Here is a 12,896-nt window from a genome sequence, read left to right as displayed (position 1 = left end):
TATTAATAAGTGTTTATTTATTATTTATCTCTTCCTGCATTTGCTTCGCCGTTTTTCTAGAACCATCATGGCTCCAGCCTGGAGGAGCAAAAACGTAATGAAAAGCATTTTTTAATGAACCTGCTTTCCAAACATCTTTACTAATATCTACCCATTCGCTAAAGGCAATTTTTACGGGATTATAAGTTTTTAAATTGGTCGTCAGTCCATAAGTAGGTCGTTCCTCTTCTTCTATAAAAGTACCAAACATTCTATCCCAGATAATTAGAATACCTGCATAGTTTTTATCTAAATATTTCACATCCGAGCCATGATGTACCCGATGGTGCGAAGGAGTATTGAAGATAAATTCAAATGGTCTCCACATTTTTCCAATAGTTTCGGTATGAATCCAATATTGATACAACAAACTGATTTGTTGCATAATCACGATAACTATCGGATGAAAACCTACAATAGGCATCCATAAATAAAAAACAAATGAACCCGAAATATTACCCGTCCAAGTTTGACGAAGCGCCGTTGCCAGATTATATTTTTCAGAAGAATGATGCACTTTATGTGAAGCCCAAAAGTACCGAATCAGATGTGCTTCTCGATGAAACCAATAGTAGCTAAAATCGTCAGCAAAAAATGCCAAAACCCACATCCACCAAACAGAGCCATCTAAAGTAAATACCCGAAAATTGTCGTATAAATACAAAAAGATAAAAGCGATAGCCGTTTTAGAAATCAGTCCGCTCAATAAATTACCAATTCCCAAAGCCATAGAAGTAAATGAATCTTTGGCTTCTAAATAATCTTTTTGTTCGCGTGTAATAAAAATTGCCTCAATAATGACAGTCAATACAAAAAACGGAACAGCATATAAAATAAGATTCGGTGCCATTGTGATTAATTTGAAAATTTGAAAATGAGCTAAATTTGAAAATGACTGACAGTCGAAATCTGATTGCTCAAAGCCTTTACTTCAAAACCTTATCTAAAAATACTTCAGTTTTTTGCTGTACAGTCTGATAGTCTTTCGATAAAACATAAGAGCCAATCACATGATTGCCCGCATTCGGAAAAACTACTTTTTGTTTTTCGTTGGCCGGAACGCCCAATTCGTCATACATTTTTAACATAGCAGGTACAGAGACCACTTTGTCCTGTTCTTCTTCGTTTTTGTAATAATATCCCATAAAAGTTGGGCATTTTACTTTCTTAAAAGTTCCTGGCGTCATGATGTTCGTCAAGAAATTTTGCAAAGCAATTACACCATTGATATGATAATGGGTACTCCAATACCTGCCATGAATAGGGTTGTGCGGAGGAAAATCTCGTATTTCCGAACCTGTGACTAATTTCGCCATAGCCCGCCCCCAATGATTATCGAGTAACTCAGCATTATCGTCAAAAATTTTGATACAAGGAGAATATACTACAATTGATTTGATTTCGGGATGTTGCGAAGCCAAATACAATGTCAAAGCTCCACCAAAAGACGTTCCTACTACAACTACCTCGTCCCCCAGTTTTTTGCCAATGGCTAAGGCTTCTTCGGCTGATTGAATAAAATCATCTGCCGTGACATTTTTCATAGTAGAATCGCCCAAATCGATACCATGCCCAGCCAAACGAGCTAAATATAAATTAGCACCATATCTTTTTGCCAAATTAGTATGAACAGGGTCACCTTCTTCCTGACTTGCCGAAAAACCATGCACATATACGATGGCTAGTTTAGTTTTTACTTTTTTGGCAGTATCAGCCCAAATAATTCTGGCTTGACAATCAGGACGAATGCCTACAACGGCTTTTTCATCAGTATTGATTTTAGTTTCTAAATCGGTTAGCGAATTAGGTAAATTAAAATCGTAAGCTACCTTGATGATTGGAGCATCTGGCTTGGGTCCGAGGAAATAGCCGATTGTAAGCAATATCAAAAGGGTAATAATTACTTTTAATGCCTTCATGACTTTTAGAGAAAATTAGCGTGTTTATTAGCAACAGAATAATATTTATCTTCAAAGATTTCTTTATTCATCCTACATCTTATTTTATTTCATTCGCCCAATTGAATCTATCAGAAGGAGAAAACTTCCAAGGAGCTTGGTTAGTTTCTAAGTTAGAAAACATAGCATTCCATGAGGCAGGTGCACTAGACTCCTCCATAATTTGGTATCGACGTAATTGCAGGATAATATCTAAAGGCGAAATATTAATAGGACATTCTTGCACACAGGCATTACAAGTAGTACAAGCCCGTAATTCCTCTGAAGAAATATAATCTCCGTACAAAGCCTTTCCATCTTCAACAAAGATTCCCTCATTTACCGATAGGTTTCTACCTACTTCCTCCAGACGGTCGCGGGTATCCATCATGATTTTACGAGGAGACAAAGCCTTGCCTGTAAGATTAGCAGGACAAGCAGAAGTACAGCGACCACATTCTGTGCATGAATAAGCATCCATCAAGTTTTTCCAAGACAAATCTTTGATGTCTTTTGCTCCAAAACGAGCAATTTCTGTACTAGCCTCAGCATCAGGTTGTGCTAAGCCTAACATAATCTGAACCTCCTTAGTCACTTCTGGCATATTGACCATTTCACCTTTAGGTTTCAAATTCGAGAAGTAGGTATTCGGAAACGCCAGAAAAATATGTAAATGTTTGGAGTAAGTAACATACAAAGCAAAACCCAGAATACCCAGAATATGCAACCACCAAGCAATGCGCTCATAAACAATGAGGGCTGTTTCGTTCCAGTTTGTAAAGATTGGCTTCAAGAAAGAGCTAATCACAAAAGAGCCTACTTGATGATAATGCTCGTTGCCACGTTCTTGTAAAATACTATCGACAGCATTCATACTGAGGAGGGCAGTCATTAATATAATTTCGGCCAATAGGATATTATTGGCATCGATTACAGGAAAGCCATTGAGTTCACGGTGGCGAGTAGCTTGCAGACGTTCTACTTTAGTAATATTTCTACGGATTAAAAAGATGATACAAACCGACAGTACGCCGAAAGCCAATATTTCAAAGAAATTAATCAAGATAGGATAGAGGCTTCCTAAAACTGGCGCAAACAAACGGTGGGTACCTAGAATACCATCTAACACAATTTCTAGCACTTCCACATTAATCAATAAGAAACCAGCATAAATGACAAAGTGCATAATACCGACCAGGGGGCGGTCAAACATTTTCTTTTGTCCGAAAGCAATGCGTAGCATCGTCATTAATCGTTCAGAAGGATTGTCCGAACGGTCTTCAGCTTTGCCCAATTGAATGGTCTTTTTAATGGTTTGTATGCGTTTTGAAATAAAATAAGCTGCCAAACCGAAAGCTGCTACAAAGAGAATTTGTTGAATGATTTGCATAGTTCAGAAAAATAAGCCTGCTTAGCTTACTTAATATTAAAATGTATCAGAACCTCTTTTTGATGATTTTAAAGATAATCTGGTGATTTTTTAAACAATTTACTGAATTAATTGTGTGTTACAAAGATGTGGTTTTTCTATTTGTTATGCAAGCATACTATTTGAAAAATAATTTTAAAATTTTTGAAATTATTTTTAGAAAATGTTTGGTGCTAAAAAAAAGTTTCCTACCTTTGCAGTCCCGAAACACAGGCGGGATTCAGGTGAAGTAGCTCAGTTGGTAGAGCATCGGACTGAAAATCCGTGTGTCGGCGGTTCGAGTCCGCCCTTTACCACAAAAAACCCCTTAGACGTTACGTTTGAGGGGTTTTTGCTTTTGTGGGGTTACACTTTCAGGGACGTATTTTTATTAACTATTTTACACCACCTCCAAACGCAATTCTTTTCCAAGTCCTAATTCCACAATTTTATGTAAAGTTTCTAATTGAATATCGCTTTTCCCATTTTCTATTCTTGAAATATAATTTCGGGTTGTTCCTGCATTGATAGCAACATCTGTTTGGGTTAAACCAGCCTTTTCTCTTGCTTGTTTTAAAATACTTCCAACAGGAATAGCATCCAAAGTCCGTAAGAAAGTACTTGCTTGATATAATACATCAGGGTCTAAATCAGTAGGAGCAGTTTGTGTTTTGCCTTTCCAAATAAATGTTATTGGATGATTTTCCCATTGCAATGTGCGAGGTGAATCATTGCTTACAGATACCTCTTTAAAAACATCCCAATTTGTCAAAGCTAATAAATGAGCATTTTCTGTTGCCTTCCAATATTCAAACGTTGAAGAAAAATCATTCATGCGTATTTCTCCGTTATTCCATAGCGCTGTAATTTTGAATGGTTCAACGGCTATAATTTTCGATATTCTAATCAACTGATTCATATTCTCTTGATTTTTTGGTTTTAGAATAAATATAACAAATGTTGCCTAATTAGATAACATTTGTTGGCATTATCTTCGAGAGATTTAGCTTTTTAAATAACATCATGTATCGTTATCCTAAAAAATATTTAAACCACCCATTGGAAAATATTATCTTTGGGGCTGCAAACAAGCAAATCAAAATTTAATCATGAACTACATAGAAGTAAAACTAAACATCAACCCAGAATTTTCGGATATTTTCATGGCTGAGCTAGGTGAAATTGGCTACGAAACTTTTACCGAAGAAGCAGAGGGTTTGAACGCCTATATTACAGAAGATTTGTTTTCAGAAGAGCAACTGGATGAAATTATGGAGCGATATTTAGCGATGACTCCTATTAGTTATAGCTACTTGACTTTAGAAAAAAAGAACTGGAATGAGGAATGGGAGAAAAACTATGAGCCTATCTTAGCAGCAAACGGTCGTGTGAGAGTACGTGCGAATTTCCATGAGCCTGACCCAACTATTCAATACGAGTTGTTGATTAATCCTAAAATGTCTTTCGGAACAGGGCATCATGAAACTACTTCGATGGTGTTGAGTTTACAAATGGAGATAGACCATCAAGGAAAAAAGGTATTGGATGTAGGTTGTGGAACAGGGATATTAGCCATTTTTGCTTCAAAATTAGGGGCTTCGGAAGTAGCAGGTTTTGATATTGAAGAATGGGCTGCCGAGAATTCGCGTGAAAACGTTGGATTGAATGATTGTGATAACATCGTGATTCGTCAAGGTACTATCGAAGATGAGCCTGCTTACCAGTACGATATTATTTTGGCAAACATCAACCGAAATATCTTGATGCGTGATATTCCAAAATATGTAGAGTTTATGAAACCTGCCCCTTCAAAATTGATTGTAAGTGGTTTTTATCAACATGATATTGAAGACATAGAAAGCGTAGCGAGAGAAGCTGGTCTAATAAAAACACATACTGAAAATAAAAACAATTGGGCTGCTGTCATTTTTGAAAGAAAATAATTGGCTTTCGGCTGTCAGCTATCGAATTTCGGTTTTGAGATGTATGTAATTATAAGATAAAATGTAGCGGCAATCTTCAGGGTTGCCGTTTTGTTTTTTAAATGTTTTTATAATACCCCAATCCGATAGCTGACAGCCGAAGTCCGATAGCCATTTACCCCCTCACCAATCCCTCTACCCTCAAATAATCATTCGTTAACACCTCTTTATCTGGATTCAGAACCTTTTGTGTTAATACTTCACAGACAAATAATTCATGGTCACCAGAATCTATATTTCCCACACATCTACATTGTACATAACCTATGGCTTCCGTAAGGTAGGGGCAACCCCTTTCGTCTATCTCAAAAGGCAAGTTTACAAATTTGTTAGAAGTCCTGCCGCTTTTCCTGCCAAGTTTCGTAATTAGCTTTTTGGCTTGGTCTTTCGCTAAAAGATTTACATTCAGTATCATACTTTCTCGTACCAATTCGATGGTATAGTCCGTTTTGTATAAAGCCACTGTAATAAACTTCCCCTGCATAGCACTTTGCATGACCCAAGTGGCAATGTTGGCATTTATTTTTCCTAATGGCGAAACCGTCGTGATAGCATGCACATCGTAATTTTTGTATTTTAATAAAGATTTACTCATGGTAATTTTTTATAGGATTTATAAATTACAAAACAGATCATTAGAAAGAAATAAAACTTTTACTTTAGTGACCGATTGCGCAATTACTAATAATTATTTAGCCTGATTTTACACTTTTCGTGTAACTTTGAAAACTGTTAATCAAAAAAGTTGTTTAAAGAGATGGAGGTAATTAGTAATTCTTCTGATATTGAACTGTTTCGGGTGGAGGCTCCTTCAGAAGGAGATGCCCGAAGAAAAATGAAGAAAATGAAATCATTTCAGATTCCTGATCTATACAAGAGTACTATCATCGGCGGTATCAAGGAGAAACGCCGTGTTCAAGATAAACTCAAAAAAGACTTTACACCAACAGTCTTAGATTATGGTGCCGTAAAGTTCTTGATTTCTAGGCATTTTGGCTTTTGTTATGGTGTAGAAAATGCCGTTGAGATAGCATACAGAACGATAGAAGAAAACCCTGATAAAAGAATTTTTCTATTATCAGAGATGATTCATAATCCTGATGTAAATGCTGATTTATTGAGTAGAGGAGTTAGTTTTATCATGGATACTTCCGGTAGACAACTGATACCGTGGACTGAACTGACTTCGGATGATGTAGTCATTGTACCTGCTTTTGGCACTACTGTTGAAATACAACAACAGCTTTCTGACATAGGCATCAATGCTTATCAATATGATACTACTTGCCCTTTTGTAGAGAAAGTGTGGAACCGTGCTACCGCCATAGGACAAAAAGATTATACGATAGTAGTACATGGCAAGCCAACTCATGAAGAAACCAGAGCTACATTCTCGCATGCCAAAGAAAATGCTGCTACAATTGTCGTAAAAGACATGAAGCAAACCATTGAATTAGCAAAATACATTACTGGCGAAAAAGCTTCAGAACAATTTTATGAAGAATTTAAAGGTCAGTTTTCAGAAGGGTTTGATGTTACTAAAGATTTACAAAGAATCGGTGTGGTAAACCAAACGACTATGCTAGCTTCTGATACGCAGGGTATTGCAGATTATTTAAAGCAAATGATGGTTCAAAAACATAATATTGAAGGGAACGATGTAACAGCCTATTTCGCAGATACCCGTGATACCCTTTGTTATGCTACCAACGATAACCAGAGTGCTACATATGGATTATTGAAAGAAGATGCTGATTTAGTAATAGTAGCGGGTGGGTATAATTCATCCAATACCTCACATCTAGTAGAGCTTTGTGAACAAAAACTACCTACTTATTTTATTTCTTCTGCTGATAAAATACTAACAGAAAATATCATCAGTCATTTTGATTTACACTCAAAAACTGAAAAACATACCAGTGATTTTTTACCCAAAAAAGAACAAGTAACGATTATGCTTACTTGCGGAGCGTCATGCCCTGATGCAGTGGTTGAATCTATTTTATTGAAATTACACTCATTTTTCCCTGATGCACAGCCTGTTATAGGCTAATATTTTTGTTGAATTGTGATATTATCACGATTCAACAAAACACATTACTCAACATACATTTAGCTTATCTCTCCTCTTCCTATCTTTATTACCCTTATTCTATGGGAAATTTATAAGGTTAAACTGTTTTACAATAATAGGCATTATTTACGTAAAGCTATCTTTATTACCCTTATTCTATGGGAAATTTATAAGATTAAACTGTTTTACAATAAATAGGCATTATTTACGTAAAGCTATCTTTATAAGATATAGGTTTGACCTAAAATAAAGTAATATATTGTAACTTAAAGCCTTGATTTTTATTTTGAAAAGGGTAGATGATAAATTCAAGCTATAAGCTATTGAAAATCTCTTTCTCTAAGATGAATTTTACAGGTAATAAAACCACATAACTCAGCCTAATCCCTCGGGTAAAAAATCTTTTATTTGTATTCATAAATTAACCTTAACATAATGCAAAGACGTTCGGCAATCAAAAACTTGGCCCTTACGATTGGTGGAACAATCGTTTTACCAGCGTGGGCAAATGCTTGGAGTAAAGAATCACTTCAAAATAATATCTTTAAGATTAGCTATACCAAAGAGGCTTTATTGGCAGAAATCGTAGAGACTATTATTCCTAAAACAGATACACCTGGTGCAAAAGAGCTTGGTGCAGATAAATTTATCTTGAAAATGGTAGCAGACTGCTATGATAAAAAGTCGCAAGATATTTTTGCAAAAGGACTTGTTTCTGTAGATGAATTATCAAAAAAAGAGTATGGTAAAACTTTTGTGGAAAGTGATTCAAAACAAAAATTAGATATTCTAAAGAAAATGAGTACCTCACAAAATAGTGATGACAAAGGGTTTATTCAATTAGTAAAAGGGCTAACGATTGATGGATACTTGGTTTCTGAATATGTGATGACTAATCTAAGAATTTTTGAAATGGTTCCGGGACGTTATCACGGATGTGTACCAATTAAAAAATAGTATCAAAATTTAGCTTAAAAGTATAAGCAATCTGTTGCCGTATTAATTATTACTACTCTCAAATTTTATTTTAAAAAGATTATGTCCAATTTAAATATAGATGCTATAAAGAACCAAACTTACGATGCTATCGTGATTGGTTCAGGAATAAGTGGTGGCTGGGCTGCTAAAGAACTTACAGGAAAAGGATTGCGTACGTTAGTATTAGAACGTGGTAGAGACGTAAAACATGTAATCGACTATCCAACAACGTTGATGCAACCTTGGGAATTTGAACACCACGGACGTATTAATAAAGATGTAAGAGATGCTAATCCAATCGTCAGTAAATGTTATGCCTTTTATGAAGGTACAGAACAGTTTTTTGTAAAAGATGCCGAACATCCTTATGTACAAGAAAAACCCTTCGATTGGATTCGTGGCTACCAAACTGGCGGGAAATCATTACTATGGGCTCGTCAAACACAGCGTTGGTCTGAATACGATTTTCAAGGACCTGCTCGCGACGGCTTCGCTGTAGATTGGCCAATACGCTATGCAGACATTGCTCCGTGGTATAGTTATGTAGAAAAGTTTGCTGGGATTTCTGGTAATAAAGATAATGTGCCTAGTTTGCCAGACGGCGAATTTTTAGCGCCACATGAATTAAACTGTGTTGAAAAATACTTTAAAGAACAAGTAGCCAAAAACTACAAAGACCGTCATATTATTACTGGACGTTGTGCGCACCTTACATCACCTAAGCAAGTGCATTACGACCAAGGACGAGCACAATGCCAGAGCAGAACGATTTGTGAACGTGGTTGTCCTTATGGTGGCTATTTCAGTAGTAATTCATCTACGTTGCCTTGGGCTGCTAAGACAGGGAAACTAACATTACGTCCGAATTCAGTAGTGCATTCAATCATTTATGATGAGAAAAAAGGCAAGGCTACGGGCGTAAGGGTAATTGATGATACTACAAAGCAAATGATGGAGTTTTATGCACGTATTATTTTTGTCAATGCGGCCGCTTTAAATTCAAACTTGGTATTGTTGAATTCTACGTCACATCGTTTCCCAAACGGATTAGGAAATGATAGTGGATTATTAGGAAAATATGTAGCCTTCCATAATTATACGGCAACTATTAATGCTGAGTACGAAGGATTCTTGGATAGCACAACTGATGGACGTAAACCAAATTCAGCTTATGTTCCTCGTTTCAGAAACGTAGAAAAACAAGAAACAGACTTCTTGCGTGGTTATGCGGCTGGGTTCTCGGCAGGTCATTATCAGCACGATGATAGAAGTGGATTAGGGGAGGATTTGAAAAAAGCTTTATTAAAACCTCAGTATAATAATGTATGGAGTGTTGGCTCGCACATGATGGGCGAAACTATTCCCAAGGAAACTAATTATGTAGCTTTAGATAAATCGAAAGTAGACCCTTGGGGAATTCCTCAACTGAGAATTTCAGTTGATTATGATGATAACGACCGCAAGATGGTGAAAGATTTCTTTGAACAATTCACAGAAATGTACACTAAAGCTGGATTCATTAATATCAGAACGAACGATTCAAACCGTACGCCGGGCTTAGATATTCACGAAATGGGTGGTGCAAGAATGGGCAAAGACCCTAAGACATCTATCTTGAATAAATGGAATGCGATTCATAGCTGTAAAAATGTATTCGTAACAGATGGTGCTTCTATGACATCAACATCCACACAAAATCCATCGCTTACGTATATGGCAATGACGGCTCGCTCTGTTGATTATGCTGTAAAAGAAATGAGAAAAGGAACTTTATAGCGTTGAGTAATGAGCTATTAGCTTTGAGATTTAAGAAAGAATAAAACTGAAAAAGGGTAAGCATCAAATTCGATGCTTACCCTTTTTCAGTTAATAAAATATATCGGCAAATAAAAAGCTCAAGGCTGAAAGCTTATAACTCAAAGCTAATTCCAAGCTATAATGCTATAAAATTATCTTTTGTTTAGAAGGGATTGAACATTTTCGATACATATATGTTAAAATGTGCTAATGAAACAAAAACTAAATGACTTACTTTATATCCTTAAATATTGATAGCATTTTAATAATAACCATGAAACAAAATCCTTTTAAGTACGCATTACTACTAAGCTTCTTTTTATCGTCGTGTATTACCGCTTTAGGTCAAGATACCAACTTTCATATTTACTTAAGTTTCGGGCAGTCGAATATGGAAGGAAATGCTCCTGTGGAAGCCCAAGATACCATTAATGTTGACCCTCGCTTTCAAGTAATGGAAGCTGTAGACTGTCCTAACTTGGGCAGGAGCAAAGGGCAATGGTATACTGCCATTCCTCCTTTATGTCGTTGTCGTACAGGAATTACTCCTGGAGATTATTTTGGTAGAACGATGATTGAAAACCTCCCTGAAAATGTAAAGGTGGGTATTATCAATGTTGCGATAGGCGGTTGTAAAATCGAATTATTCGATAAAGACCATTTTGAAACCTATACCAGTACTGCCCCGTCTTGGATGAAAAATATGATAAAAGAATACGACGGAAATCCGTATGGACGTTTGGTAGAAATGGCCAAATTAGCACAAAAGGATGGTGTTATTAAAGGTATATTGTTGCATCAAGGAGAATCCAACACAAACGATACTCTTTGGACTAAAAAAGTAAAGATAGTGTATGATAACCTTATGAATGACCTTCATCTAAAAGTAGAGGAGGTACCACTGCTGGCTGGAGAAACAGTTAATGCAGACCAAGGAGGCATTTGTGCTAGTATGAACAAAATCATTGCTACGTTACCGCAAACTATTCCAAATGCTCATGTTATTTCTTCTGCAGGATGTACAGATACTACCGATAATCTACATTTTAATGCGGCAGGTTATCGCGAATTAGGTAAAAGATACGCTACTAAAATGCTTACATTGATTCAACATTAAATTTTCTTCTACTGGTATCTTATCAGAAAGGTCGATAAAACAAGAAATTAATCCCCTTCTTCTAAACAAAGGGAATTAACGATTCATAAATTTGTTGTAGTGTAGATTTACTCCACGCATTTTGTGTGGAGTAATTTGTTTATGACGCCCTTATACCTTAAACTTCTCTCTAGAACTCTTAATTTCTACAATATGCTCGTTTGCCCAAGTAGCTAAATTATTAATATGCGGAACAAGGCTAAAGCCTAAATGAGTCAATTGATATTCTACCTTAGGCGGAATCTCAGGAAATACCTGTCTTGATATCAGTCCATCGGCCTCTAAAGTCCTTAAGGTGACAGTCAGCATTTTTTGTGAAATATCTCCGATTGTTTTATTGATTTCGTTAAAACGCATTGTACCGTTTTGTCCTAAAACAATCAAGATAAGTATCGACCACTTGTCGCCAAATCTGTCCAGCACATTCCTTACAGGACAATTGGCTGAAATTGTAAAATTATCTATTATTTTTTCCATGCTAATGTGTTGATTATCAGTAATACTTACTTTTAAGTAAGTGCCTAACTTTTTAGTGCCTTCTTGATTTGTTATTAAAGAGAAACTACCTTTACTCTCCAAAAGTAACTTAATTACTTTTAGTATGCAATAAGGCTTTAAAAATAAACAATTAAAAAAATGAGCAAGATATTAGTAACAGGAGTAACAGGTGGGTTAGGCGGTGCAGTAGTAAAATCTTTATTAACAAAAACAGAGGCTTCGAACATTTCAGTATTGGTAAGAGATGCTGCTAAAGTTGAAGACTTAAAAAATAAAGGTGTAAATATCATCGTTGGCGATTATAACAATTATGATTCATTGGTTGCTGCTTTCTCAGGGATTGATAAATTATATTTTGTGTCAGGAAATGATATTTTCAACCGTCTTCCTCAGCATGAAAATGTAGTAAAAGCAGCAACACAAGCAGGCGTGAAACATATTGTGTACACTAGTTTCCAACGTAAAAACGAAACAGCTACTTCGCCAATTGCTTTTGTGGCAGAAGGACACCTAAAAACGGAAGAATGGTTAAAAGCATCGGGGCTTACTTATACCATTCTTAAACATGGTTTATATACCGACTTATTACCAATGTTTGTGGGTGAGCAAGTACTAGAAACAGGAGTAATTTATCAACCAGCTGGTGATGGAAAAACCGCTTTTGCTTGGCGTGAAGATATGGCAGAAGCAGGAGCAAATATTTTAACTAGTGAAGGATATGAGAATAAGACCTATGAAATTACGGGTGCAAAAACTTATTCGTATCAAGATATTGCCAATATCATTTCAGAAATAACAGGCAAGCAAATAGTATATGTTTCACCAAGTGTGGAGGAATTTACTAAAACGCTTACAGAAGCAGGTGTTCCAGCGCAATACATTGGTTTATTTGCTGGCTTTAGTGGAGCAATCAAAGAGGGTGAGTTTGATGAAGCAAGTTCAGATTTAGCGGATTTATTAGGCAGAACTCCACTAGATGTTGAAACTTTCTTGAAGGGAGTTTATAGCAAGTAATTTGAAGATTTGA

General features: G+C 36.1%; 12 protein-coding genes and 1 tRNA gene. 7 read left to right on the top strand and 6 right to left on the bottom strand.

Annotation, left to right across the window (positions count from 1 at the left end):
* Window positions 1-13: 13 nt before the first annotated feature.
* The 3 genes from AC1RNE_RS09950 to AC1RNE_RS09940 all read right to left on the bottom strand — a co-directional run bounded on the left by AC1RNE_RS09950 (window position 14) and on the right by AC1RNE_RS09940 (window position 3,366).
* Window positions 14-889, bottom strand: coding sequence for a sterol desaturase family protein (locus AC1RNE_RS09950; protein WP_492800834.1), 876 nt, complete (start codon window positions 887-889; stop codon window positions 14-16).
* 76 nt (window positions 890-965) lie between these two features.
* A complete protein-coding gene (locus tag AC1RNE_RS09945; protein ID WP_492800833.1) occupies window positions 966-1,958 on the bottom strand; it encodes an alpha/beta hydrolase in 993 nt (330 codons plus the stop codon).
* Between the two features lie 79 nt (window positions 1,959-2,037).
* Complete coding sequence (locus AC1RNE_RS09940) at window positions 2,038-3,366, bottom strand: 4Fe-4S dicluster domain-containing protein (protein WP_492800832.1); 1,329 nt, start codon at window positions 3,364-3,366, stop codon at window positions 2,038-2,040.
* Between the two features lie 262 nt (window positions 3,367-3,628).
* Here AC1RNE_RS09940 and AC1RNE_RS09935 point away from each other — a divergent pair.
* Window positions 3,629-3,701: transfer RNA gene (locus AC1RNE_RS09935), tRNA-Phe, on the top strand.
* Window positions 3,702-3,784: 83 nt separating this feature from the next.
* Here the strand turns inward: AC1RNE_RS09935 and AC1RNE_RS09930 are convergent.
* Complete coding sequence (locus AC1RNE_RS09930; protein ID WP_492800831.1) at window positions 3,785-4,303, bottom strand: helix-turn-helix domain-containing protein; 519 nt, start codon at window positions 4,301-4,303, stop codon at window positions 3,785-3,787.
* A gap of 190 nt (window positions 4,304-4,493) precedes the next feature.
* Between AC1RNE_RS09930 and prmA the strand changes: the two genes are divergently transcribed.
* Window positions 4,494-5,327, top strand: coding sequence for a 50S ribosomal protein L11 methyltransferase (gene prmA / locus AC1RNE_RS09925; protein WP_492800830.1), 834 nt, complete (start codon window positions 4,494-4,496; stop codon window positions 5,325-5,327).
* Window positions 5,328-5,481: 154 nt separating this feature from the next.
* Here the strand turns inward: prmA and AC1RNE_RS09920 are convergent, their stop codons facing one another.
* Window positions 5,482-5,961 (bottom strand): flavin reductase family protein, encoded by a 480-nt coding sequence (locus tag AC1RNE_RS09920; RefSeq protein ID WP_492800829.1) that lies wholly within the window; start codon window positions 5,959-5,961, stop codon window positions 5,482-5,484.
* A 249-nt stretch (window positions 5,962-6,210) separates the two neighbouring features.
* Here AC1RNE_RS09920 and AC1RNE_RS09915 point away from each other — a divergent pair, with 249 nt between their 5' ends.
* The 4 genes from AC1RNE_RS09915 to AC1RNE_RS09900 all read left to right on the top strand — a co-directional run bounded on the left by AC1RNE_RS09915 (window position 6,211) and on the right by AC1RNE_RS09900 (window position 11,332).
* On the top strand, window positions 6,211-7,419 hold the full coding sequence (locus AC1RNE_RS09915; protein WP_492803625.1) for a 4-hydroxy-3-methylbut-2-enyl diphosphate reductase: 1,209 nt from the start codon (window positions 6,211-6,213) through the stop codon (window positions 7,417-7,419).
* A 456-nt stretch (window positions 7,420-7,875) separates the two neighbouring features.
* Window positions 7,876-8,397: a gluconate 2-dehydrogenase subunit 3 family protein gene (locus tag AC1RNE_RS09910; protein ID WP_492800828.1), complete on the top strand. Its 522-nt coding sequence runs from the start codon at window positions 7,876-7,878 to the stop codon at window positions 8,395-8,397.
* 81 nt (window positions 8,398-8,478) lie between these two features.
* A complete protein-coding gene (locus tag AC1RNE_RS09905; RefSeq protein WP_492800827.1) occupies window positions 8,479-10,194 on the top strand; it encodes a GMC oxidoreductase in 1,716 nt (571 codons plus the stop codon).
* A 295-nt stretch (window positions 10,195-10,489) separates the two neighbouring features.
* On the top strand, window positions 10,490-11,332 hold the full coding sequence (locus AC1RNE_RS09900) for a sialate O-acetylesterase (RefSeq protein ID WP_492800826.1): 843 nt from the start codon (window positions 10,490-10,492) through the stop codon (window positions 11,330-11,332).
* Between the two features lie 150 nt (window positions 11,333-11,482).
* On the opposite strand, the gene AC1RNE_RS09895 is transcribed toward AC1RNE_RS09900, so the two are convergent.
* Window positions 11,483-11,848: a winged helix-turn-helix transcriptional regulator gene (locus AC1RNE_RS09895; RefSeq protein WP_309915197.1), complete on the bottom strand. Its 366-nt coding sequence runs from the start codon at window positions 11,846-11,848 to the stop codon at window positions 11,483-11,485.
* A gap of 159 nt (window positions 11,849-12,007) precedes the next feature.
* Here AC1RNE_RS09895 and AC1RNE_RS09890 point away from each other — a divergent pair, with 159 nt between their 5' ends.
* Window positions 12,008-12,883 (top strand): SDR family oxidoreductase, encoded by an 876-nt coding sequence (locus AC1RNE_RS09890; RefSeq protein WP_492800825.1) that lies wholly within the window; start codon window positions 12,008-12,010, stop codon window positions 12,881-12,883.
* The last annotated feature ends 13 nt before the right edge of the window (window positions 12,884-12,896 follow it).

The sequence above is a fragment of the Arcicella sp. GW822-FHT02H01 genome (genome assembly GCF_058802005.1).
This window is presented reverse-complemented; position numbering and strand designations above follow the sequence as displayed.

What these genes read in the sequence shown, in the direction of transcription:
- AC1RNE_RS09950 (WP_492800834.1), bottom strand. Translation starts at nt 889, where the DNA reads ATGGCACCGAATCTTATTTTATATGCTGTTCCGTTTTTTGTATTGACT.
- AC1RNE_RS09945 (WP_492800833.1), bottom strand. Translation starts at nt 1,958, where the DNA reads ATGAAGGCATTAAAAGTAATTATTACCCTTTTGATATTGCTTACAATC.
- AC1RNE_RS09940 (WP_492800832.1), bottom strand. Translation starts at nt 3,366, where the DNA reads ATGCAAATCATTCAACAAATTCTCTTTGTAGCAGCTTTCGGTTTGGCA.
- AC1RNE_RS09930 (WP_492800831.1), bottom strand. Translation starts at nt 4,303, where the DNA reads ATGAATCAGTTGATTAGAATATCGAAAATTATAGCCGTTGAACCATTC.
- prmA (WP_492800830.1), top strand. Translation starts at nt 4,494, where the DNA reads ATGAACTACATAGAAGTAAAACTAAACATCAACCCAGAATTTTCGGAT.
- AC1RNE_RS09920 (WP_492800829.1), bottom strand. Translation starts at nt 5,961, where the DNA reads ATGAGTAAATCTTTATTAAAATACAAAAATTACGATGTGCATGCTATC.
- AC1RNE_RS09915 (WP_492803625.1), top strand. Translation starts at nt 6,211, where the DNA reads ATGAAATCATTTCAGATTCCTGATCTATACAAGAGTACTATCATCGGC.
- AC1RNE_RS09910 (WP_492800828.1), top strand. Translation starts at nt 7,876, where the DNA reads ATGCAAAGACGTTCGGCAATCAAAAACTTGGCCCTTACGATTGGTGGA.
- AC1RNE_RS09905 (WP_492800827.1), top strand. Translation starts at nt 8,479, where the DNA reads ATGTCCAATTTAAATATAGATGCTATAAAGAACCAAACTTACGATGCT.
- AC1RNE_RS09900 (WP_492800826.1), top strand. Translation starts at nt 10,490, where the DNA reads ATGAAACAAAATCCTTTTAAGTACGCATTACTACTAAGCTTCTTTTTA.
- AC1RNE_RS09895 (WP_309915197.1), bottom strand. Translation starts at nt 11,848, where the DNA reads ATGGAAAAAATAATAGATAATTTTACAATTTCAGCCAATTGTCCTGTA.
- AC1RNE_RS09890 (WP_492800825.1), top strand. Translation starts at nt 12,008, where the DNA reads ATGAGCAAGATATTAGTAACAGGAGTAACAGGTGGGTTAGGCGGTGCA.